The organism is Streptomyces sp. NPDC054932 (genome assembly GCF_053610205.1).
Window position 1 is genome coordinate 1 of the sequence record NZ_JBSGXU010000157.1, and the last position, 19,350, is coordinate 19,350.

Consider the following 19,350-nt stretch of genomic DNA (forward strand, 5'->3'; position numbering starts at 1 on the left):
GGCCTGCCCGCCGGCGCCGAAGGCGCCATCGGCGACCTGAACCAGGCCCTCGCCCACAACGACACCGCCCGCCTCGTGCGCCCCCTGGCCGACACGCGGCCCCACCTGCGGCCCGAGGACGCCGAGCTCGCCGAACGCATCGACGCCCTCACCCGCCACACCGACCAGCTCCGCCGGGACACCCACGACCAGCGCAGCACGTGATCCGCAATCGATACGGCACGGCCCCGGCCCGGACGTGAGTCACCGCCCGCTCTCCGGGCGCCTGCTCTGCCCTTGCGCGGCGGTCGCGACGGCCACAGGCTCCTGGTGGGCGCCCTGGCCGAGTGGACCCGCTGTCGGATCGGGGAAGTGGACGGGCATGCGGCACCCGCGGAGGCCCGAGCCGCGCGACGGGGGCAAGGAGCGCAGCACGGTGGTCTTGGACGTGCGGGCATGGTCCGGGCCACTCAGCAGAACACCGTCGCTGCCGTGCCGGGCCGCCGGCCGAGGGTGCTGGACGTCGAGGTGAACGCGGTCGCGCAGTCGGCCACGGTCGTCTTCGACCCCCGCCGGACAGCGGCAGGGCGGCGACGTCGCCACCCTGCCCCAACAAGGGTCCCGGGATGGTCACGGCCCGGGCAGCCACAGCAGCCTCAGGCGGCACGGGCCCGGGAGGCAGCTGCCCGCAGGCCTCGGCCGTCGGGGCCCTGGCGGGCGTGGGACGAGCTGGAGGCGGGAAGCCGGCGCTGGCGGACGTTCCACGAGGCCATCCGGACCGCGCCGGGCATGTGCGCCAGGCCCTGAGGGGCGGGCAGCATCCGTTCGCCGTCGCACTCGGGTGCGTGGCCTACGGTGTGCTGGAACTCGGCGTCCCCTTCCCCGCCCGACGACCGCTTGGACCAAAATCCGGACCAGCTCACACCCAAGAGCCTTGCGCAGCGCCGTTTTCCCAGGTCAGCGTGGGTCGACTGCTGTACCACCAGGAGACCAAAAGGGCCTGGTCCTGCTGGCGGCCGTCGGCTTCGACGTCTAGAACAAGCGCAAGGCCGGAGTCTGACGCTCTGGCAGTGGCCGCGCGTGCTTCACGGTCCGGGGGTCACGGTGGTCTGTTCGTCGGTGAGGCGGGCCCTCCAGTCACTGACGTATGCGTCGGGTATGGAGGCCAGGCGGGCGATCTCCGCGTCCCCGCGTCCGTCGGACCAGGCCAGGATCCGCGTCACGGTGCGGTTACGTGCGGCTCGGAAGTCCTTGAGCATGATTTCGAGGCGTTCGACTTCCTCGCCCTCGTGGACAAGTTGCCGGTCGACGGCGGAGCGTTCCGCGCCGCGCAGCTGCCGGAGATGAGCGGTCAGGCCCGTCAGGGCCAGCCCGTGTTCGTGCGCGGCGTTCTGGAACGTTTCGGCCAGGGACACCAGCACGCAGTCGGGGACGTCGGCGAGGGTGGCTCCGAGGGGCTTGGCCGCCTCCCAGGTGTCCCGCCCGGCCTCCGTCGTCTCCAGCCAGACGCGGGCGTCTGTCGGAGTACGGTCGCCGCAGGCCCGTGCCCGGTAGGCGTACAGGGCGGCGCGGTGGCCGTAGAAGGTGAAGCCGTCCTCTATCTGCCGGTCGGCGTCGCGGCAGATCCGGCCCGGTACGCCGCCGTAGCCGTTCTGGGGGCTGTAGTCGGCGTAGGTGTCGAGTTCCGCGTCCGTGGCCAGGTCCCAGGAGGGATCGCACAGCCCGGGGTTGGCGGCCAGGAAGGCGCCGACCTCGACACGCCAGGCCGGGACCGGTGTGGTACGCGGTCTGGGCCAGAGGAGTTCCCCGGAGGGGTCGAAGGCGGGCGTCGCGGCCTGTTCGATGTCGTCCCATGCGGTGGCCGCCTCGGCCGACCACTCGAGCTCGCCGTCGGGCCCGATCCGGTGGATCGAGTCCACGAGCCGCTGCACGGCGGGCAGGACGCGCACCGCGAGCGCGTGCAGTTCCTCGGCGTCGAAGAAGCGCCATGTACAGCCGCGCTGTTCGTCGTGGCTCAGGTGGCCGAGCAGCTGCACCATGATGCCGGGGGCGGGGACGTTCCCGTCTCCGAGCGCCCTGCGGGGGATGCCGGGGAGCCGGCTGCCAGGGGACTCCTGCGGGGCTCGCCAGTCGGTGTCGCCGAACCAGACGGCGCCGTCGCGAGCGTCCACCGCCAGCCACTGTTGGTAGCCGACTCCCGGGCCGTAACGCTGGTCCTGCTGTTCGGCGTTCTCGTCGTGCCATACGTACTCGGCCGGGGGCGGGTCCAGCTCTGCGGCCATGAAGCCGTCCTCGGGGCGGTAGCCGGTGAGGACGTGCGCCGTTCCCGGCACGCTGTCGGCTGCGGTCATGAGGGGTTTCCTCTCGGTGGAACGTCAACCGCGGCAAACGTAGTGCGCCTGTCACACAATAGTTTAACTTTCAGCCACAGTGTCCGGTAGTCGGACACGATGGGAAGTACGGCGTGCCGGTGAGGTCTACGCGCGTGCGACGGCCGTCAAGTTGGCCGCTTTTCGCGTTCCCCCACGATCCGTTCACCCGCTTGACCCCGGGACACCGTGCGCCTTACGCGAGCGCGGCCAACGCCTGGGCGGCGAGCATCTCCTCCAGGTCCAGGACGACGCGCGGGGCGTGCCGGGTGTCGATGCGGACGGCGTAGATGAAGCGCGTCAGCTGCGGCTCGGCCAAGGGGCGGGCCACCACCTGGGTGTGCGTGCGGGGCAGGGCGAGTCGCGGCATGACGGCCACGCACAGGCCCGCGGCCACGAACCCCAGCACGGTGTTGAAGTCGTCCCCCTCGTATTGCAGACGGGCCTGGAAGCCGGGCGTGTTGGCCATCTGCGAGAGCAGTTCCAGGCGCAGCGCGGCCTCCGGAGCGGCGATCCACGTCTCGGAGGCGAGGCTGGCCAGGTCGATGACCTCCCGGTCGGCCAGGCGGTGGCGCGCCGGGACGACGGCCACCACCGGATCCCGTGCGACCAGCGTCCGGCGCAGCATCCGCGGCGGCGGGACGGGGATGAAGTCGTAGTCGTAGCTGAGCGCCAGGTCCATGTCCCCCCGCTTGAGCCGGTTGTAGCCGGCTTCGGGCTCCAGTTGGCTGAGGCTGACCTGCACGTGGGGGTAGGCCGCGTGGAGTCGGGCCAGCGCCTGCGGAACGATGCCGGTGGCGGCCGAGGCGAAGGCGCCGAGCCGGATCCGTCCGGCCGTCCCGGCGCGCATGGCGCCGAGTTCGACCGACGCCGCCGCCAGCGTGCTGCGGACGCCCTGCTCCGCGCCGAGGAGGACTTCGCCGGCCGGTGTGACGCGAACGGGTCGCCGCTCCAGCACCCTGAGGCCGGCGCGGCGTTCGAGTTCGGCGATCTGCTGGGAGACGGCGGGCGCGCTGTAGCCGAGTTCGCGTGCGGCGGCGCTGAAGGAGCCGTGCCGCACGACGGCTTCGAGGGTGGCGAGCAGGCGGGGGTCGAGTCCGTGCACGGAGTTAAGGCTCACTTATCTGTCGCGAAGATGTGTTTTCTTGTGATTGGAGATGAACGCCAGCAGGATTCTTGCTCGCGGCAAGAAAACGCAAGCCTGCGCTCCTGGACCGCGAACACCCCTCCCCCGCCGTCACGGTGGCCTCCGCCCGTACCACCTCGCCACCCGCCGCCGCCTGCCGTGGCGGCTGCGGGCGGTTCGGCTGCGGCTGTCGACGGCCACCCCTCATGCCCCGAAAGGAAGTGGTATGCCCCAGCCACCGCTCATCGGACTCACCACCTACCTCGCCCACGCGCAGTGGGGTGAGTGGGACCTGCCTGCCGCAGTGCTGCCCGCGGCCTACGCGGACTGCGTCCGGGCGGTCGGCGGCCGCGCCGTACTGCTGCCACCGGACGCGCCGGAAGCCGCGGCCGACGTGGTCGAACGTCTGGACGCGATCCTCCTGGCGGGAGGCGAGGATCTGGATCCCGCCCTGTACGGGGCCGTGCCCCATCCGCGTACCGGGCCGCCGGTGCGCGAGCGCGACGCATGGGAGCGGGCCGTCCTGGCTGCCGGCCTCGCCCGCGACATACCCGTGCTCGGGGTGTGCCGGGGGATGCAGCTGATGAACGTACACGAGGGCGGCACCCTGATCCAGCACCTGCCCGACCGGGTGGGCCACGACGGCCACAACCCCTATCGGGGCCACTTCTGCTCCCACGCCGTGACCACCGTACCCGGGACACGGGTCGGCGCCCTGCTGCCGGGGACGCACCACGTTGCCACGCACCATCATCAGGCGGTGGACCGCCTCGGCGCGGGACTGGTCGTCGCCGCCCGTGCGGCGGACGGCACCGTCGAGGCGATCGAGAGCACCCGGCACCGCTTCGCCGTGGGCGTCCAGTGGCACCCGGAGATGGGCGACGACGCGCCGGTCGTGCGGGCCCTGGTGGCTGCCGCGGGCTCCGCCGGAGGTACCGGTCCTGCACGGACGGCCGGACGGAACGCGCGCACGGTGCGAAACGCGCCGGGCCGGACTTTCCCGGCACAGGTGCCTTGACACCCCGGGGCGGACCCCCCAGGATCACACCGTGAACCTGTCAGACAGCCAGACAGGTGGCCCCCTTCCGCGGCGCGTCAGTGCCATGGAAGCGGTCTTCGGCCACCTGCGCAGCGCCATCGAGCGCGGTGAGTACGCCGTGGGCGACAAGCTCCCCTCGGAAGCCGAGTTGTGCCGCACCCTGGAGGTCAGCCGACCCGTGCTGCGGGAGGCCCTCCGGGCCCTGCAGGCCATGGGGTTGACCGTGTCCAAGAGCGGCAAGGGCACGTTCGTCCTGGCGAACACGGTCGATGAGCCCACCTTCGGCGACTACGCCGCCAGCGACCTGCTGGAAGTGCGCCGGCACGTCGAGATCCCGGTCGCCGGGTACGCAGCGCTGCGCCGCACCCCCGAGGACCTGGACCACCTGGGCCATCTGCTGGACCGGATGGAGCAGGAGACCGACACCACCGCGTGGGTGGCGATGGACACCGTGTTCCACCTGGCCGTGGCCGAGGCCTCCCGCAACCCCGTCTTCCGCCGCGTCATCGAGGAGATCCGCGACGCACTGGCGCGTCAGTCGACCTTCCTCAACGAACTGGGCGGCCGGCGCGAGCAGTCCAACTGCGAGCACCGGGCGATCCTGGAGGCGCTGGCCGACGGCAGCGAGCACGACGCGGTGGAGGCCATGTCCCACCACCTGCTCCGGGTCGAGACGACCCTTACCGACATCGTGCGCTCCCAGCGCACGACCGCCCCTACAGAAGGCAGACCCGAGGCGTGAGCGAGCAGTTCCTCAAAGACGAGAAGCGCCCCACGACCCGTCACGTCGACGCCGGTGACACCGGCTACAGCAAGTCCTTGAAACCCCGCCACGTCAACATGATCGCCATCGGCGGCGCGATCGGTACCGGGCTCTTCCTCGGCGCGGGCGGACGCCTCGCCGAGGCCGGGCCCTCCCTGTTCATCGCCTACTCCGTCTGCGGGATCTTCGCGTTCCTCGTCGTGCGCGCGCTCGGCGAGCTGGTCCTGTACCGGCCGTCCTCCGGCGCCTTCGTCTCCTACGCCCGTGAGTTCATGGGGGAGAAGGGCGCGTACACCGCGGGCTGGATGTACTTCCTCAACTGGGCGACCACCGGCATCGCCGACATCACCGCCGTCGCCACATACACCCACTACTGGCACCTGTTCTCCGATGTCCCCCAGTGGGTGATCGCCCTCATAGCCCTGGCCGTGGTCCTCACCGTGAACCTCATCTCGGTGCGGATCTTCGGCGAACTGGAGTTCTGGTTCGCCATCGTCAAGGTCGGCGCCCTGGTCGTCTTCATGGGGATCGCGATCTTCCTCCTGGCGACCCGGCACCCCGTCGACGGCGCCGTCCCCGGCCCCGCCCTGATCACAGGCAACGGCGGGATATTCCCCAACGGCCTGCTCCCCATGCTGCTGATCATCCAGGGCGTCGTCTTCGCCTACGCCTCCGTCGAACTGGTCGGCGTCACGGCCGGCGAGACCGAGAAGCCCGAGGAGATCATGCCGAAGGCGATCAACTCGATCATGTGGCGCGTGGGCCTCTTCTACGTCGGCTCGGTCGTCCTGCTGTCGATGCTGATGCCCTGGAGCAGCTACAGCGCGGGCCAGAGCCCGTTCGTGACCGTGCTCTCCCACATCGGCGTCCCGGCGGCCGCCGACGTGATGAACCTGGTCGTCCTCACCGCGGCCATGTCCTCGCTCAACTCCGGCCTCTACTCCACCGGCCGCATCCTGCGCTCGATGGCCGTCAACGGCTCCGCTCCGCAGTTCACCGCACGGCTCAGCCGCACCCAGGTCCCCTACGGCGGCATCCTCCTCACCAGCGGCATGTGCGTCCTGGGCGTCGGGCTCAACTTCGTGGTCCCCGCTGACGCGTTCGAGATCGTCCTCAACCTCGCCGCGATCGGCATCCTCGCCACCTGGGGCATGATCATGGTCTGCCACCTCCTCTTCTGGCGGAAGACCCGCAACGGTGAACTCACCCGCCCCTCCTACCGCCTGCCCGGCTCCCCCTGGACCGAACTCGTGACGCTGGCCTTCCTCGCCTCCGTCCTGGTCCTCATGTACGCCGACGGAGGCGCGGGGCGCACCACCGTGCTGTGCGTACCGCTGATCGCCGCGGCGCTGGTCGCCGGCTGGTACGCGGTCCGCGGCCGCGTGGCGCGCGCCGCCGCCCGGAGCGACGGCTGAGCCGGGCGCCCGCCCGTCCGCCTGCGCCCGGGGGTGCCGGTCGCCACCCCCTGTCAGCAGCGACCCACCACAGAACGAGGCAGTGATGCGCAGCAGTTTCCCCGCGGACGCGCCCGCGATCCGCGAGCCCCGGCACGCCCCCGTCGCCCACGTCATGCGGGGCGGCATGATCGAGGGGGTCCACTACGGTTCCGTCGCCGTCCTCGACGGCGAGGGCGAGGTCCGGACCAGCATCGGAGACATCGAGGCCGCCTGCTATCCGCGCTCGGCGCTCAAGCCGGTCCAGGCCGTCGCCATGGTGCGGGCCGGCCTGCCGCTCGACGGAGCCCTGCTCGCCCTCGCGATGGGCAGTCACTCCGGCGAGGAGCACCACCTCTCGGGTGTCCGGTTGGTCCTGGAGCTGGCCGGCCTCACCGAGGCCGACCTGCGCAACGTCCCCGACCTGCCCTACGGCCCGGCCGTCCGCGACGCCTGGCTGCGCGAGGGCCGCGGGCCGTCCCGGCTCGCCCAGAACTGTTCCGGCAAGCACGCGGCGATGCTGTACCTGTGCAAGCTGTCCGGGTGGCCCCCGGAGAGCTACCTCGACGCGGACCACCCGCTCCAGAGGGCGATCGCCGAGGTCGTCGAGGAGCTCACCGGCCAGCACATCGCGAACGTCACCGTCGACGGCTGCGGATCCCCGCTGTTCGCGGTGTCCCTGCACGGCCTGGCCCGCGCCGCCGCCCGCATCGCCACCGCCGCCCCGGACACCGCCGAGCACCGTGTGGCGAACGCACTGCGCCTCCACCCGGAGATGGCCTCCGGTACCGGGCGGGACACCGCCGCACTGATGCGCGCGGTGCCCGGGCTGCTGGCCAAGGACGGCTTCGAGGGCGTCCAGGTGGCCGCGCTGCCCGACGGCCGGGCCGTCGCCGTGAAGGTCGCCGACGGGGCCGACCGCGCGCGTACGGCAGTGACGGCCGCCGCCCTCGCACGTGCGGGAGTCGAGCCCCGGCTGCTCGCCGGGTTCACGGGCGAGCCCGTCACCGGTGGCGGCCGGACCGTCGGCGGCATCCGGCCGGTAGCGGCCCTGAACCCGCCCGGCGCCCCCGTCACCGCAACCGCCTGACACCCGCCTGCCCCTCTCCCCACCTTCGATCCGCTCACCTCAGGAAGAGGATCCGTACACCCGTGATCGCCTTGACCGCCTCCAGCCGCACCGAACACGACCTGCTCGGAGACCGCGACGTCCCCGCCGACGCCTACTGGGGCGTCCACACCCTGCGCGCCACCGAGAACTTCCCCATCACCGGCACGCCCATCTCCACCTACCCGCACCTGATCGACGCCCTCGCCGCCGTCAAAGAGGCCGCGGCCCTCGCCAACGGGGAACTCGGCCTGCTGGAGCCCACGAAGGCGGCCGTCATCGTCGCCGCCTGCCAGGAGATCCGCGGCGGCGAGCTCCACGACCAGTTCGTCGTCGACGTGATCCAGGGCGGCGCCGGCACCTCGACCAACATGAACGCCAACGAGGTCATCGCCAACCGCGCGCTGGAGCTGCTGGGCCACTCCAGGGGGGAGTACGGACACCTGCACCCCAACGAGGACGTCAACCTCGGCCAGTCCACCAACGACGTCTACCCGACCGCCGTGCGGATCGCGACCGTCTTCGCGGTGCGCGGTCTCCTCGACGCCATGGCCGTCCTGCAGAACGCCTTCGCCCGCAAGGCCGCCGAGTTCCACGATGTCCTGAAGATGGGCCGCACCCAGCTCCAGGACGCCGTGCCGATGACGCTCGGACAGGAGTTCTCCGCCTTCGCCGTCATGCTGGACGAGGACCGCAGCCGACTCGCGGAGGCCCTCGGACTGATCCACGAGATCAACCTCGGCGCCACCGCCATCGGCACCGGTCTCAACGCCCCGGCCGGATACGCCGAGGCCGCCCGCCGCCACCTCGCCGACATCACCGGCCTGCCCCTGGTCACCGCTCCCGACCTGGTCGAAGCCACCCAGGACTGCGGTGCCTTCGTCCAGATGTCCGGCGTCCTCAAGCGCGTCGCCGTCAAGCTGTCCAAGACCTGCAACGACCTGCGCCTGCTGTCCTCCGGGCCCCGCGCCGGACTCGGCGAGATCAACCTGCCCCCGGTCCAGGCCGGTTCCAGCATCATGCCCGGCAAGGTCAACCCCGTGATCCCCGAGGTCGTCAACCAGGTCGCCTTCGAGGTCATCGGCAACGACATCACCATCACCATGGCCGCCGAAGCCGGACAGCTCCAGCTCAACGCCTTCGAGCCGGTCATCCTGCACTCGCTGTCCAAGTCCGTCACTCACCTGCGCGCGGCCTGCCTCACCCTCGCGGAACGCTGCGTGAGCGGCATCACCGCCAACACCGAGATGCTGCGCGCCACCGTCGAGAACTCCATCGGCCTGGTGACCGCCCTGAACCCGCACATCGGATACACCGCCGCCACCGACATCGCCAAGGAGGCCCTGGCCACCGGCCGGGGCGTGGCCGAGCTGGTCCTGGAACGGGGGCTGCTGCCGGCCGAGCGGCTCACCTCCCTGCTGCGCCCTGAGGTGCTCGCGGGAACCGGCCCGGCCCGTCCCTGACCGGGACCGGACTGGGACCGGACTGGGTCCGCCCGGTCGGAGCGCGGGGTGCAGCGGGTGGACGTGGTCGTGCGGGGCGGATACGGCCCGAGGTGGCGACGCCCACGATCGCCGCCGAGCACCTCCCGGGCCGCGCCGACGTCGGCCAGCGCCTTGAGGCCGCGATGGCGCCTCGCGTGCCACCCGCCGGCGATCGGCGGCTCCCTCTGGGTGAGGGGGACCGGGCTTGCGGTGTCGTCGCGGGAGGACTGCGCGGCAACCGGCGCCACGCGCGGTGCATACCGCGAGGACCGACCGGACCCGGTCAGCGGATCGTGTGCCGGAAGCCGATCCGGGTCCGGCATCCGCTCCATAGCGGAGCCCAGGTCAGCGACCTGGTGCTCGTCTGTTCTCCTGGGTCCCCACTGGTGGTCAGGCGTGCTTGTCCGCGGGGTGGTGGGTGGGCTGGACCGACCAGGTCGGGGGTTCGTCGTTGCCCGACCCTTCGTCGCTTTCCGCGTCGGCGAAGGTTGCGTGGATCTTGCCCGGGGCGTGGTGGACCGGGGCGTAGACGGCGTAGAGCTGCATGGGCTCGTCCCCGGTGTTGGTGACGTTGTGCCACGTGCCGGCGGGTACGAAGACCGCCCAGCCGTCCTCGACCTCCTGATCGAAGTCGAGGCGGTCCTTCGCGCTGCCCATCTGAACGCGGCCGCGACCCGCGTCGAGCCGGAGGAACTGGTCGGTCTCCGGGTGCGCCTCCAGGCCGATGTCCTCGCCCACCGGGATCGACATGAGGGTCAGCTGGAGGTACTTCCCGGACCAGGCGACCGAGCGGTAGTTGGTGTTCTCCAGCGTCGCCTGCTCGAGGTCGAAACTCTGAGGTTCGGGCCCGATGTCCTTGATGGTCATGCTTCTCTCCCGGTCGACGGAGGTGGTACGCGTTCCGGCACAGGTTTTGCGCCGGGCCAACCCTTCCAGACTGACCGGGATGTTTTGGCCCGACGCCAGTGCCACTCGAGCCGGGCTGTCACGGGCCTCGGGCACACGCGGCAGCTCGGCGTCGAAGTGGAGCGGGAGCCTGTCGACGTTGATGACTTCGATGTCAGAGCCAAGTGAGACCGTCTGCCCGGGAGCTCGCCGAGATCACGTCGGACACCGAGGCGACGATCGAGTATCTCCAGGCGGCTGACCTCCACGAGCGAACCGCCCGTCGTGAACGGGCTCCAGACCAGTCATGAGGTCTACGGCTACGTCCAGTCCGGCGGGCAGCACCGCGGGCTGGCCCGGCGGTCGGGCGGATACTGGGCACGGCTGGGAGGGGCGCCCCTGGGCGAGCGGGGCTTGTCGCGCAGGCGGCAACAGGTGAGCGGACTCAGGGCTCGATGACAAGGCGTTCGATGAGGTTGCCACGGAGTGCGAACTGGTAGCGCAGATCGATGGTGCCGCCGGGGAAGTTGCCTTCGAGGTGGTGGGTGGCGATGTAGTGGGTCGCGTCGGTCTGCTGAGCGTTCGCGAGGTGGATGGTGTAGGTGAATTCGGTGGCGGATCGGCCGAGCCACCCCTCGATCGCCTTGGTGCCCTCGTAGGTGTTGCCGTCGTCGATCACCGTGGCTTCGCGGGTGAACGCCGCGATTGCGGTTACGGTGTCGTGGGCGCGGTGCGCTGTGAGGTAGCGGGTGATCACCTCGGGCAGGGTGTCCGGGGTGATGGTTCGGGGCTGGTTGTCGTGCATGACGTTCCTCGGTGTGGTGGCGGGTTCAGACGGTGGGGGTGGTGCCGCCGTCGATGACGTGTTCGGCGCCGACGATGGCCGAGGCGCGGTCGGAGACGAGGAAGGCGACGAGCTCGGCGACCTCCTCGGGCCGGTTGGGGCGGCCGAGAGGGATGCCGCCCAGGGAGTCCATGAGCCGGCCCAGCGCGGCTTCCTGGGTGATGTCTGCCTCCTGTGCGATCCGGGCGATGAGGTTGTCGGCGGCGGAGGTCTGCACGAAGCCGGGCGAGACGGTGTTGACGCGGACGCCGTGCGGGGCGACCTCGTTCGCCAGGCCCTTGCTGTAGGTGGTCAGGGCGGCCTTGGCTGCGGCGTAGGCCAGAGTTCCGTTCCACAGCGGCATGCGGCGCTGGATCGAGGTGACGTGCACGACTGCGCCCTTGCCCGTGGCGATCATGTGCGGCAGGAGCGCGCGGTCCAGACGAACGGCGGCCAGCAGGTTCGTGTTCAGCTCCCTCGCCCAGTCGTCCTCTCCGAGCGCCGCGAACCCGCCGGCCGGTGCCTCGGACCCGCCGAGGGTGTTGACCAGGATGTCGACGCCTCCCACGCGGGCCCCCACCTCGGCGGCTACGTCTGCGGCGCCCTGGGCGGTGGACAGGTCGGCGGTGATGAACGTCTTCTCCTCCACGTCGTCGGGGCGGCTGCGGGCGGTGACCAGTACGGTCGCGCCGACCTGGGCGAGACGCCGGGCAATGGCGGCTCCAGTGCCCTTGGTGCCTCCGGTGACCAGAGCGCGCCGGCCTTCGAGAGATTCGCTGATGGATGCGGTCACGCTGTGCTCCGTTCCCGGGTGCGGGGCGCGGAGGGCGCCCCATCCCTTGTTACTGCTAAAATGGAAGTCACTAACTTCGACTTTAGCAGTAACTGAGGGGATGGTCGCCTTGGCAAGCCGGATCAGGCTGGAGGACCGGGAATGCCCGCTGTCCACGACGGTGGAACACGTCGGCGAGTGGTGGACGCTGCTGATCCTCCACGACGCCTTCGACGGCTACACCCGCTTCGACCAGTTCCAGGAGAGCCTGGGCATCTCCTCCAGCATGCTCACCACCCGGCTTAAAACCCTCGTCGCGGACGGACTACTGGAGCGCCGGCCCTACCAGACCAACCCCGTGCGTCACGAGTACGTCCTCACCGAACTCGGACACTCCCTGCGACCGGTGATCGTCGCCCTGGCCGCGTGGGGAAACTCCCGCCTCACACCGGCCGAACGCAGCATGATCCTCGTCAACGCGCACAGCGGCGAGGAAGTCGAGCCCGTCGTCGTCGACGCCAAGACCGGCCGCCGGCTCGACGACAGCGACACCTACGTCTTCACCGCAGGCCCCGCAGCCAGCGACGCCATGCGCCACCGTTACGCGACGCGGCCGGCCACACCCTCGGAGGCGTAGCGATGCCGCGGCCAAGCACCGAACGTTTCCAAGAACCGCGATCAGCACCTCGGCCGATGTGGCGTCGGCTGCGGGGACCGTCGCACCGGCCGCAACGGCGGGTGGCGAGTGCCATGAATCCTGATGGACCCTCACGACATTGGGGCTAGCCGTTCAGGTGGGCCAGGAGGAGGTTGGGGTCCTTGGCCGTGACGTACGCGGCGCTCAGGACGTAGGCGGTGTCGCCGCGCAGGGCGATGGAGGTGGGGTTCTGCAGGCCGTCGGCGGCGGTCAGGACGGTGGAGTGGGTGCCGTCGGGCTGGACGAGGGCGACCTCGCCGGGGCCGTTGAGGGCGGCCAGGATCTGGTCGCCGTGGCCGGTGAAGGCGAAGTCGTCGATCCCGGCCAGGCCGGTGGCCCGGGTCTGGACCTGGCCGGCGCGACCGTCGCGCTGGACGGGTATGCGGAGGACGACGCCCCGGTCGAGGTTGGTGACCCACAGCGCCCCGCCCCGGATCTTCAGCCCGTTGGCGCCGAGGAATCCGGTGGAGGCCAGTTCGGGGGCGGCGGACCAGGTGTGGGGGGTGCCGCCGGTGGTGGGCACACTGGAGATGGTGCCGAGGACGGAGTCGGTGACGTAGAGGGTGCGGGTGCGCGGGTCCAGGGCCAGGCCGTTGGGCAGGCCGGCCGCGGGCAGCGCGGCGATGCGCTGCGGTGTGCCGCCGGGGCGCAGGCGCCACAGGCCGGTCAGTTCGGAGGTGCCGGTGGCGTACAGGAAGTACAGGGTGCCGTCGTGTGCACGGACGATGCCGGTGGTCAGGGCGAAGCCCAGGACCGGGGTGTGGATGCCGCCGTCGGCGGGTGCGGGCAGGGTGGCCAGGATCCGGGTGGATCCCCCGGGGGTGATGCGGGCGACCTGGCGGGCGGCGGCGAAGGTGACGTACGCGCTGCCGTCGGGAGCCAGCGCGATGTTCTCCGGCGTCTGGTGCCGGGCCAGGTCGAAGTGCGTGGCGATGCGTGCGCAGCTCAGCGGGGCGGAGAGGGCTGACGCGACGCCGGGGGTGGCCGCGAGGACCGCTGCCGCGGTCAGTACGACGGCTGCTGCCGTGGCGGTCTTGGACCACGTGTACGTGTACGTGTTCTTGAACATGGTTCCTTCACTGTTTTCGGGCATGCGGCAGCGGTACGCCGACGCGCGGGGGTTGGGGATGGCTTCAGGGAGGGGCGGCCGGTGGCCGCTCGTACCGGGGCGAGTGGAGGGACGGACGGGCACTCGCGGACGTCTGTGCGGCGTCCGATGGTGTGGGCCGGGTCAGCCGGACCCGGCCCGGACTCCCGGGCGCGCCGGGTCGTGCTGCGGGGTGACCTGGGCGAGGAGGGCCAGCGTGGTCCGCGCGGGCGAGTCGGCCTCGGTGGTGGCGACCACGATGCTCTGCCCCTGATCCGGGTCCTGGCCTGGGCTCAGGGTCTGCTGGGTGACGGTCAGCGGGCCGACCAGCGGATGCCGCATCTCGTAGGTCGCGACGGCGCAGGCCGTGACGCGGTGGTCGGCCCACATCGAGGCGAAGTCCGCGCTCTTCGCACTCAGTTCGCCCACCAGCGCATGGAGCGCGGTGTCGTCCGGGTGCCGGCCCGCCACCAGGCGCAGATTCCCCACCACGGCCCTGGCCTTCGCCGGCCAGTCGGCGTACAGGTCGCGGGTGTGCGCATCGAGGAACACCAGCCGGGCCATGTTGGGCCGCTGTGCCGGCCGGTCCGGGGTGCCCGGGTCCAGGTGTCCGGCGAACAGCGCATGGCCCAGCCGGTTCCATGCCAGGACGTCACTGCGGCGGCCGGTCACGATGGCCGGGACGTGGACCAGTGCCTCCAGCAGCTGGCCGGTCGCCTCCGTCACCCGCTCCGGGGCGGGCCGGCGGCCTCGTACCGAGCCCGTGGCCGAGGATCGGGCCAGGTTCTGCAGGTGCAGGCGCTCGGCTTCCTCCAGCCGCAGGGCCCGTGCGATCGCGTCCAGCACCTGCAGTGAGGCGTTCAGGGACTGCCCCTGTTCCAGCCGGGTGTAGTAGGACACGCTGACACCCGCCAGCGACGCCAGCTCCTCGCGTCGAAGACCCTGCACCCGGCGCCGCTCGCCGTAGTCGGGTATCCCGAGATCCTCCGGCTGCAGCTGGGATCGCCGCGTCTGCAGGAACTCCCCGAGCCGCACTTTTGCTTTCATGGATCCGAGTATGGGCGGGGCCCGACCGCACAGCCTGACCCTGGCGTGGATAGGAACCAGCGGGTCCTGGACACATCGGATTTCGCCTTCACCCGGCACGGCTGGGTCGATGCCGCACCGCCCGGGTCTACGACCTGGTCAGTGACGTGTCCGCCATCGGGCGCTGGAGCCCCAACGCGAGGGCGTCGGGCCCCAGGTCGGGGCCTGGGCTCCCCCACGACCACGATCCGGGCCAGATGCGGGCCAGTACCGAGCCATCGAAGGTAGATTGCTTCATTTTGCCTGCTCAGGACGGGTGTGGCGCGTGTACCACCAGCAGACGAAGAACGTTTTGGTGAGCTACTCCCCGAAAAAGCTCGGGTTCTTCTAGGTTCACGAGAAACAGCGTCTGAACTGGGCCTTTGTCCTCAGGCGCCGTCGGCTCGACCTGCTGGACGCGGACAGAGGTTCTTGCTGTTCCTCCCGATTCCGCCCGCCCGTCTTCCGCTCCAGACCGGCTGCTCCGGACCAGCCACGGACCAAACCGAGCTCACCACGCGGGTGGGCGCCCTGACTGGCGAGGTCCTGCTCTTCCATGGCCTCCTCGATGAGACGGTCGGCCTGCTATCCCGGAGTGGCCGTACCCGTTGCGGTCCGGGCCGCGAGTCGAGCCCTCCAGTAGGCGGCGGCGTCGTGTCCTTCCTGCATCGCAGTGAACTCTCCGGTCCTCCGGGCCAGCGCGGCGGTCGGCGCCTCGCCCTCGATGTAGGACTCCAGAGCGATGTTGAGCGCGCCACCGCTGAGGAACTCGGCGTACTCGCGCACGGACCCGACGATCGTGAAGCCAGCGGGATTACCGTGCACCAGAGCGTTGCGGACGCGGCTCCGCCGCCCCTCCAAGACGGCGCCTTGAGCGGCGTACCGCTCGACCAGGGTCCGGTATCCGGCGTGATCGCTCACGCTGGAGAACATCCGGCCGATCCATGCGCGCTCGTGCTCGATGCGGCAGAGCGAGAGCAGATCGGCGGAGCGGTCGGCGACGAACAGGATCCATGGGCGCGACGGATCGCTCGCGAACCACTCCCGGGTCAGCTCGTTGGCCAGACCACTGCGGTTTCCTCCGCCGAGCAGGCACATGCCGACCGCTCGTCGAACATCTGCGAGCCACCGCGCATGTGGCCAGCGCTCGCCGAGCAGACCGAACACCTCGCCCGGTGCGAGTGCCGCGTACGCCGCGACGTGTTGCACCACGCGGTCCGTGAGCGGGATGACGCTGCGGATGTCCGCTTCGGAAGGCTTGCGCATCGCCATGTCACGGCTGAACGGATGGTCGGCGGTGGTCTGCACTTCGATCGCGGCGGCGAGGAACCGCGGCAGGTCTTCGCGGGCGAGCGCCGAAGCGATGCGCGGACCGTGCTCTTCGATCGCCTTCGCGGTGATGCCTGCACCGTAGTGGTCATCGGGCAAACCCGTCTCGCGTCTGGGGAGCACGAAGCTCTGCGAGCCTGGGCGACCGGAGCACAAGAGCCCGTGTTGGACGAGGTACGGGCGGATCCCGCCAGCGTTGTGGATGGCGACGTCGATGATCGTCTCGACGGTGCGGACGGCGCGGTCCACCGCATCGGCTGCCGTGGTGGTGCCGAGGTCGACGCGGACCAGGAAGTCCACGTCGGATTCTTCGTCGACCAGCTCCGCGACTTTGAAGAGGTCACCGTGGCGGACGAATTCCCAGAGCTCCGCCTTGTGCTCGAAGTCCTGCCTACCTGGCCGGGCGTTGGGCACTGCCCAGTGGGCGTCCAGGAAGGACACCCGTCCGGCCGAGAGGTGCAGGAAGGTCCGGCCCTGATACCCGAGCCACACTACGACCGGCTCGGCCACGGCCCGAGTGCCGACGTACGTCCGGGCGCTCGCGATGCGCTCCTCCAGCGGTACGGCCCTCTCACCGATGTGAGGGCTGTCAGGTTCCCGGCCGAACGCCATCACGGAGACAAGCCCCCGGAAGATCCCCTTCGCATCGAGGCCACGCCTGCGCAACTGGTCAAAGAGCAGGTCGGCGATCGGGCGGTACTCCCGGCCCGCCAAAGCGCGGTCCCGCGCCGTGGCCACCAGGTCGTCCCAGCTGGCGCGGGCTCCTTCGTCGGTTTCGAGCGCGGCGAGCAGATTCTCCCCAGCCGTTGCGACATCGGTCCAGACCGCATCGGTGCGGCTTCCCGGCGGCTGCTTCAGGACCGTTCCGGGACTGTTGACGAGCCGCGCGAAGGCGGCTTGGAAGTCGGCGAGCGATGTGGCGATGTGGGCCCGGAGCCCGGGACCGAGTGCCCGTGCGGACTCCTCCAGATCGCTGCGCAACGATGCGCGGTTGGCCGAGTTCTTCCAGGCGTCGACGCCGCTGGCGAGCTCCAGCCATTCCAAGACCTCGTCCACAATCACAGTCAGGGGCAGAACGCTGCTTCCGCCGTGGCGCCGGTCGAGGGACGAGACGAGGGACTTCAACCAGCCCGGGGTGTCCGCGGGCCAATGATCGCTGACGTTGTAGTCGATCATCATGTCGCGGCCACCCCGCCTGCCGTCCTCGCGGCGTGCCGAGAGGCCTATCCCATCACTTCATCCGCAGAATACAGGGCAGTTGGCCCCATCTTTCTGGCACCAGCAGCACGGTATGACGTGTACTGGCCAAGCCCTCAACATCGTTTCCGGGACTGCGACCGTGGCTCGGCGGCAGCTTACGGTGAATCTGGGTTCCGATGAATGGTCGTCGGGCATCTCTCGCACGATGAAACTCCTGATCAAACGACAAGGCGGATTGCTGTTCGTCATCACGTCGGGCCTGGCGCCATTGAGCCGAGCGAAGCCGTTCTGAACATGGCGCTGTCGGCTCCGGACGCTGTCGCCCGGTGGATTCCGGTACCTACGGATGAACGCAGGTGGACATCACCAGGGAGGAGCCGGCCGTAGCTCCGCGCGGGCGCTTTCCCGTCGAAGGGAGAGGCGGGGGAAGGCCCGACCACCTTGACTCTGGTACTCCATGCCCCGCCATGACGCGAAGTGGCATGGCGCGTCAAATGGCCCCTCCAGTGAATGGATTCCTATGGGACCACGGGTGGAGTCGTCCCGGTCGTCGGCGTGCTGGAGCAGACACGGCGAGGGCCGGCCCGCATCAGCCGTCCCTGACAACAACTGGCGAAGCGCTTGTCTGGAACCGCCTCGATGCCGGACACGGCTCTGCGATGATCGCAGCGATCCGAAGAGGTCGAGCGGGGGGAATCAATGACTGATCACACAGTAGGCAGCAGTGCGGACGAGCCTCTGGGGCGAGCCTCCTACCTGATCGAAGGACGGCGGGTACTGCTTTCCGACCTCATCCACGCCGGCCTGCTGAGCACAGGGCAGCGCCTCACTTTCCGACAGCGGCGGTCCGGGCAGAAGCACCTTGCCCAGGTGACCGCGGATGGCAGGATCGAGCTGGGTGACGGTCAGCGGTTCAAGTCTCCTTCGGCAGCCGCTGCCGCGGCTACAGGGCGCGGCCCCTACGACGGGTGGACGTCCTGGGCACTGGACGACGGCACCTTGCTGGACGCTCTGAGACAGAGGCTCCTGGATACGGTGGCCGAGCTGCCGCCTTCCGGCGACGTCGCAGCTGACGGTTCCGTTGCCAGGCACACGCGGTTGAAGGACGCTCGGAGGCAGGCGGACGCCGAGACACCGGTCACCGTCACCGTCCGGGATCTGCTCGGGTGGTGGGGGGCAGCCCGGCGCGGCTATCTGGTCACCGAGCACATAGCCGCCGAACTGGCCAACCACGGCCTGTCCACTGTGCCGGACTTCGCAGCTGTGGGGATCGATGACCGGGTCACCTTGACCGGACCTTCCGAGGACACTGACGGCGAAGGAGAGGCTGCCGAGCAGGAGCCTGTAACAGGGCAGGGGGAGCCGGGGGAAACCAGTGCACCGGGATCCGCCACCACCTCCGGCAACGAGGAGGACAAGGGGGAGCCGATCCAGGGCCAGACGGTCGGCAACCTGCCCTCAGCGCTCAAGGGAGTGGTGTCGGTTCCCTCCTCGGCGAGCTTCGAGGAGGTGTTCACCAAAATGCGGCTCAACGGGTACTCGCAACTGCCGGTGCTGAGCGGACCTCGGAATCTGCGAGGTGCCGTCACCTGGGAATCCATCGCACGAGCCCGCTACGCGGACTTCGAGGCCCCTTTCTCCGATGCCATCGTCGCCGCGCACGCGGTGAGCTATGCCGACCACCTGATCGACGTCCTGCCCGATCTGGAGCGGTTCGGCTTCCTCCTGGTCAAAGACCAGACGAATCAGATCGCCGGAATCATCACCGTCGCCGACGTGGCCGCCGAATATGGCGCCACGGCGCGGCCGTTCCTACTCATCGGCGATCTCGACCGGCAACTGCGCCGAGTCATCTCGGAGGGCCTGGACCTCGCGGAGGTGATTGCGCTCTGCGATCCCGACGGACGCCGGAAGCTCGTTGCCTTCGATCAGCTGTCCTACGGGGATTACCAGCAGGTCCTGGGCAACGAGGAGCAGTGGGACAAGCTGGGCTGGCCATTGGACCGCAAGTCCTTCATCGCCCGCCTCGACGAACTGCGGGAGATCCGCAACGAGCTGATGCATTTCAACGACAAGGACAAAGCCGGCGACTCGGCGATTCCGATGCTCCGCAACATGATCGAGCTTCTGCGCGAACACGGCGGCTGAGGTGAGACGGTTGGCCGCCCTTGTCGGGTGATCACCCGACAAG

15 protein-coding genes and 1 pseudogene are annotated in these 19,350 nt (G+C 70.1%); 8 read left to right on the forward strand and 8 right to left on the reverse strand.

The features are described from left to right. Positions 1-204, forward strand: a pseudogene (locus tag ACWGE1_RS31115) (HSP18 transcriptional regulator); the annotation flags it as partial. An 860-nt stretch (positions 205-1,064) separates the two neighbouring features. Here ACWGE1_RS31115 and ACWGE1_RS31120 read toward each other — a convergent pair. Further along, positions 1,065-2,330, reverse strand: coding sequence for a hypothetical protein (locus ACWGE1_RS31120; protein WP_381551267.1), 1,266 nt, complete (start codon positions 2,328-2,330; stop codon positions 1,065-1,067). A gap of 214 nt (positions 2,331-2,544) precedes the next feature. Continuing rightward, positions 2,545-3,453 carry a LysR family transcriptional regulator gene (locus ACWGE1_RS31125; protein WP_031156599.1) on the reverse strand — a complete coding sequence of 303 codons (909 nt, stop codon included), beginning with the start codon at positions 3,451-3,453 and terminating at the stop codon, positions 2,545-2,547. A gap of 247 nt (positions 3,454-3,700) precedes the next feature. Between ACWGE1_RS31125 and ACWGE1_RS31130 the strand changes: the two genes are divergently transcribed. The 5 genes from ACWGE1_RS31130 to aspA all read left to right on the forward strand — a co-directional run bounded on the left by ACWGE1_RS31130 (position 3,701) and on the right by aspA (position 9,280). After that, the gene (locus ACWGE1_RS31130) at positions 3,701-4,492 is read left to right on the forward strand and encodes a gamma-glutamyl-gamma-aminobutyrate hydrolase family protein (RefSeq protein WP_453423800.1); all 792 of its coding nucleotides are present in this window, start codon (positions 3,701-3,703) and stop codon (positions 4,490-4,492) included. 31 nt (positions 4,493-4,523) lie between these two features. Continuing rightward, a complete protein-coding gene (locus ACWGE1_RS31135) occupies positions 4,524-5,255 on the forward strand; it encodes a FadR/GntR family transcriptional regulator (RefSeq protein WP_073796630.1) in 732 nt (243 codons plus the stop codon). Then, positions 5,252-6,691 carry an amino acid permease gene (locus ACWGE1_RS31140; protein WP_453423801.1) on the forward strand — a complete coding sequence of 480 codons (1,440 nt, stop codon included), beginning with the start codon at positions 5,252-5,254 and terminating at the stop codon, positions 6,689-6,691. The genes ACWGE1_RS31135 and ACWGE1_RS31140 overlap by 4 nt, the downstream gene beginning before the upstream one ends. Before the next feature lie 85 nt (positions 6,692-6,776). Continuing rightward, positions 6,777-7,799 (forward strand): asparaginase, encoded by a 1,023-nt coding sequence (locus ACWGE1_RS31145; RefSeq protein ID WP_386088915.1) that lies wholly within the window; start codon positions 6,777-6,779, stop codon positions 7,797-7,799. A gap of 71 nt (positions 7,800-7,870) precedes the next feature. Then, a complete protein-coding gene (gene aspA / locus ACWGE1_RS31150; protein WP_073772927.1) occupies positions 7,871-9,280 on the forward strand; it encodes an aspartate ammonia-lyase in 1,410 nt (469 codons plus the stop codon). Positions 9,281-9,691: 411 nt separating this feature from the next. On the opposite strand, the gene ACWGE1_RS31155 is transcribed toward aspA, so the two are convergent. The 3 genes from ACWGE1_RS31155 to ACWGE1_RS31165 all read right to left on the reverse strand — a co-directional run bounded on the left by ACWGE1_RS31155 (position 9,692) and on the right by ACWGE1_RS31165 (position 11,802). Then, entirely contained in the window at positions 9,692-10,168 is a 477-nt protein-coding gene (locus ACWGE1_RS31155) for a cupin domain-containing protein (protein ID WP_453423802.1), read from the reverse strand. 463 nt (positions 10,169-10,631) lie between these two features. Beyond that, the gene (locus ACWGE1_RS31160; RefSeq protein WP_385957202.1) at positions 10,632-10,991 is read right to left on the reverse strand and encodes a nuclear transport factor 2 family protein; all 360 of its coding nucleotides are present in this window, start codon (positions 10,989-10,991) and stop codon (positions 10,632-10,634) included. Between the two features lie 25 nt (positions 10,992-11,016). Next, positions 11,017-11,802 (reverse strand): SDR family oxidoreductase, encoded by a 786-nt coding sequence (locus ACWGE1_RS31165; RefSeq protein WP_385811470.1) that lies wholly within the window; start codon positions 11,800-11,802, stop codon positions 11,017-11,019. A 100-nt stretch (positions 11,803-11,902) separates the two neighbouring features. Here ACWGE1_RS31165 and ACWGE1_RS31170 point away from each other — a divergent pair, with 100 nt between their 5' ends. Then, positions 11,903-12,418, forward strand: a complete 516-nt coding sequence (locus tag ACWGE1_RS31170) for a winged helix-turn-helix transcriptional regulator (protein ID WP_252310438.1) — start codon at positions 11,903-11,905, stop codon at positions 12,416-12,418. Positions 12,419-12,563: 145 nt separating this feature from the next. Here the strand turns inward: ACWGE1_RS31170 and ACWGE1_RS31175 are convergent, their stop codons facing one another. The 3 genes from ACWGE1_RS31175 to ACWGE1_RS31185 all read right to left on the reverse strand — a co-directional run bounded on the left by ACWGE1_RS31175 (position 12,564) and on the right by ACWGE1_RS31185 (position 17,138). Further along, positions 12,564-13,547 carry a hypothetical protein gene (locus tag ACWGE1_RS31175; protein WP_453423803.1) on the reverse strand — a complete coding sequence of 328 codons (984 nt, stop codon included), beginning with the start codon at positions 13,545-13,547 and terminating at the stop codon, positions 12,564-12,566. 162 nt (positions 13,548-13,709) lie between these two features. Continuing rightward, positions 13,710-14,612 (reverse strand): helix-turn-helix domain-containing protein, encoded by a 903-nt coding sequence (locus ACWGE1_RS31180; protein WP_453423804.1) that lies wholly within the window; start codon positions 14,610-14,612, stop codon positions 13,710-13,712. 603 nt (positions 14,613-15,215) lie between these two features. Beyond that, positions 15,216-17,138, reverse strand: a complete 1,923-nt coding sequence (locus ACWGE1_RS31185) for a hypothetical protein (protein ID WP_401254840.1) — start codon at positions 17,136-17,138, stop codon at positions 15,216-15,218. 720 nt (positions 17,139-17,858) lie between these two features. Here ACWGE1_RS31185 and ACWGE1_RS31190 point away from each other — a divergent pair. Beyond that, positions 17,859-19,307: a restriction system modified-DNA reader domain-containing protein gene (locus tag ACWGE1_RS31190; RefSeq protein ID WP_401254838.1), complete on the forward strand. Its 1,449-nt coding sequence runs from the start codon at positions 17,859-17,861 to the stop codon at positions 19,305-19,307. Positions 19,308-19,350: the final 43 nt, after the last annotated feature.

Coding starts and splice junctions, on each gene's coding strand:
- ACWGE1_RS31120 (WP_381551267.1), bottom strand. CDS start 2,330: ATGACCGCAGCCGACAGCGTGCCGGGAACGGCGCACGTCCTCACCGGC.
- ACWGE1_RS31130 (WP_453423800.1), top strand. CDS start 3,701: ATGCCCCAGCCACCGCTCATCGGACTCACCACCTACCTCGCCCACGCG.
- ACWGE1_RS31145 (WP_386088915.1), top strand. CDS start 6,777: ATGCGCAGCAGTTTCCCCGCGGACGCGCCCGCGATCCGCGAGCCCCGG.
- ACWGE1_RS31155 (WP_453423802.1), bottom strand. CDS start 10,168: ATGACCATCAAGGACATCGGGCCCGAACCTCAGAGTTTCGACCTCGAG.
- ACWGE1_RS31160 (WP_385957202.1), bottom strand. CDS start 10,991: ATGCACGACAACCAGCCCCGAACCATCACCCCGGACACCCTGCCCGAG.
- ACWGE1_RS31170 (WP_252310438.1), top strand. CDS start 11,903: ATGGTCGCCTTGGCAAGCCGGATCAGGCTGGAGGACCGGGAATGCCCG.
- ACWGE1_RS31175 (WP_453423803.1), bottom strand. CDS start 13,547: ATGTTCAAGAACACGTACACGTACACGTGGTCCAAGACCGCCACGGCA.
- ACWGE1_RS31180 (WP_453423804.1), bottom strand. CDS start 14,612: ATGAAAGCAAAAGTGCGGCTCGGGGAGTTCCTGCAGACGCGGCGATCC.
- ACWGE1_RS31185 (WP_401254840.1), bottom strand. CDS start 17,138: ATGATGATCGACTACAACGTCAGCGATCATTGGCCCGCGGACACCCCG.
- ACWGE1_RS31190 (WP_401254838.1), top strand. CDS start 17,859: ATGACTGATCACACAGTAGGCAGCAGTGCGGACGAGCCTCTGGGGCGA.